This is a genomic window from Zoogloea sp. (genome assembly GCF_041908905.1).
GTDB lineage: Bacteria > Pseudomonadota > Gammaproteobacteria > Burkholderiales > Rhodocyclaceae > Zoogloea.
In genome coordinates this window covers 1-2,435 of record NZ_JAYREK010000073.1, presented here as the reverse complement: position 1 = coordinate 2,435, position 2,435 = coordinate 1, and the positions used below count along the sequence as shown (strand labels likewise).

3 protein-coding genes are annotated in these 2,435 nt (G+C 68.9%); all 3 read left to right on the top strand.

Annotated elements, in window-relative coordinates; translation table 11 throughout:
- Positions 1-209, top strand: a 209-nt coding sequence (locus ACE3OU_RS18735) for a hypothetical protein (protein WP_374243075.1), incomplete at its 5' end; no start/stop codon positions are given.
- 3 nt (positions 210-212) lie between these two features.
- The gene (locus tag ACE3OU_RS18730) at positions 213-1,742 is read left to right on the top strand and encodes a hypothetical protein (protein ID WP_374243074.1); all 1,530 of its coding nucleotides are present in this window, start codon (positions 213-215) and stop codon (positions 1,740-1,742) included.
- Between the two features lie 11 nt (positions 1,743-1,753).
- Complete coding sequence (locus tag ACE3OU_RS18725) at positions 1,754-2,320, top strand: hypothetical protein (RefSeq protein ID WP_374243073.1); 567 nt, start codon at positions 1,754-1,756, stop codon at positions 2,318-2,320.
- Positions 2,321-2,435 lie beyond the last annotated feature (115 nt).

Genomic DNA, 2,435 nt, shown 5'->3' with positions numbered 1-2,435 from the left:
CCTCCGTCATCGGCATCACCTATGACGCCCAGGGCCGCCCCCAGCGCGTCGACGAGACCGTGGCCGGCCTCCCCCGGCAGACCACGCTCACCTACAACAGCGACGGGACCGTGGCCACCATCGTGAGCACCTTCGCGGGAGTCACCCGCACCGAAACCTACAGCTACGCCGGCGGCCGAGTGACCGGCATGAATGCAACCGAGATCTGACACATGAGTGGCTTCGATCCCCTTACCCATGCCGCGGCCCGAGAGGCCCGGCCGCCGTCCGGCGCGCTGATGCCCGCGCTGCAGGTCGACCCGTCCGTCCTGCCCCCCGGCTGGTGCCAGCTGGACGGCTCGCTGGTGTCCCGCGAGGCCTACCCGGATGCGGCCAAGATCGTGGGCGATGTGCGCTTCTTCAACAGCGCCCCGACCGAGGCGACCACGGACGTGGCCATGCGCGCTGGCGTGCAGAGCGTAGGCCAGATGAAGTACCTGGCCTTCGGCAGCACCTTCATCGCGGCAGGCCTCAGCTCCGGCACGGGCGTCACGGACATCACGGCCTACCGGCTGTGGCGCTCGTCGGACGCGGGCGCCAACTGGCAGGCCGTCGACCTGCCGGCGATGCCCTCCGCAGCCAATCAATGGCGCGCCGAGTCGCTGGAGTGGTTCGGCGCCGGACGTGTCCTGCTGGTGCTGGTCGGCGTCACCGCGGCGAATCGGTACTCCATCGTCACGACCATCTCCAACGACTCCGGGCAGACGTGGAGCGCTCCGAAGGAACTGGTCGGGGTGGCATCTGGCTATGTGACCCTGGACTCCGTGTCGGCCGACGCCGAGATGGTGGCCAGCGGGACGGGCTACTACTACGTCGGCGTCCAGATCAACCAGGCCTCGCCTGCCTCCGCGGGCCTGTATGCATTGAACCCCACCAACAACACCGTCTCCTCGCTGGCCATCCCCTCCGATGGCACCTCGGCCCAGCGCTGCAGGGTAGTCGGCGGTCGAGTGACCGGGGCGGGCGTGAGCGAGGTCCACTACGCGGTGTTCGGGAGCGGCGCGTGGGCGCTCAGCAAGGCCACCTTCAACGGTGCCGCCCTCAACTCAAACGGTCCGTCCACGCTCGCACTTACCCCCATCGGATCCATCTATGGCATGCGTCAATACTTGACCAAGGGCGGGGATGGTAGCTACTACTGGGTCTTCAGCGCCGCCGCGGTCATGAAGATGCCGGCCAACTGGGCGGGCCTGCCACTGCAGGTCCATACCGGCCACGACAACACGGGCTGGCGGCTGCTCACGAACACCTTGGGTAATGCGACCACGGGCCAGCGCTATGACTGCAACACGGGCGTGGCCAGCGTGATCGGCGGGCTGAATGCGGGACGCGGCAAGGTGGGCACGCTGCATGGACTGACGGATCGCGCCTGGTCCGAGGCCGTGGTCATCGACAAGACGCCGTCCAATGACCGGCACTTCGTGCACGTGGTCGGTGTGAGCGGCTCCTTCGCGGTGCGGACCACGCGAGCGGCCGACAACTTCGTGGGCGGCCTCCCGGACTCGCCGGACAACGCCAGGTTCCTGCCGTATCCCTCGACCAGCTGCAACTGGTACGACCCGGCGGCCGGACAGCTCAAGGTCGTCGACTTCGTGGCGGGCACGCCAGCGAAGCTGCGGGTGCGCACCTATGCCCTGGCCAACGACTACGCCACCTATGCCCACCTCCCCTATCTCCCGGGCCTGATGGCTCGCCTGCGCTAAGAAAGTCCTTCATGACCAACCTCTTCGAGCTGGGAGCCGGCGGCTATTGGACCGGCCGCACTCGCCAGCAGCCTGATGACTCCGTCGTGCCCTCGGGCTGGACCGCCCGCCAGCCGCCCGCGAAGATCCCCGCGGGCCAGTACGCTGTCCTGACGCTCGCCGGCTGGCGCCTCACCCATGTGGCGCCGCCAGCCTACGAGGCGCCCGCCCAGGCCTTCCGCCCTGAGCTGGCCATCACGCAGATCACGGCCGACGCCGAGCACCAGGTGCACACCGTCGTCCATGGCATGGCGGAGGTGACGTGCCCGGCCGGCACGGAGCTGACCTTCATCGCAGAGCTGCGCGGGCCGGACGGCAAGGTGCTGCCGCTCACCGACCGCTTCCGCATGCCGGTCCGCTCGCGCGACGGCCGCGAGCGCGTCGTGCTGGCCGACATGGCCGACGGCATCGTCACCATCCGCGTGCCCCTGCGCGAGTCGGGTGTCTGGTCGACCACCGAGGCCGCGGTGAACTCCGCGCTGCCCGCCGGCTTCCAGATGCAGTTCGCCGGCGTGACGGTCTTCGCAGTGGAGGCGTGATGAAGGCTCGCATCGTCTTATGGCTGCTGCAGGTGCTCATCGCGCTGGACCAGCTCGCCAACGCGCTGCTCTTCTTCGGCTGGGCCGACGAGACCATCAGCGCACGCAGCTGGCG

Bases quoted from the DNA above. Each gene is read 5' to 3' on its own strand.
- ACE3OU_RS18730 (WP_374243074.1), top strand. From the start codon at position 213: ATGAGTGGCTTCGATCCCCTTACCCATGCCGCGGCCCGAGAGGCCCGG.
- ACE3OU_RS18725 (WP_374243073.1), top strand. From the start codon at position 1,754: ATGACCAACCTCTTCGAGCTGGGAGCCGGCGGCTATTGGACCGGCCGC.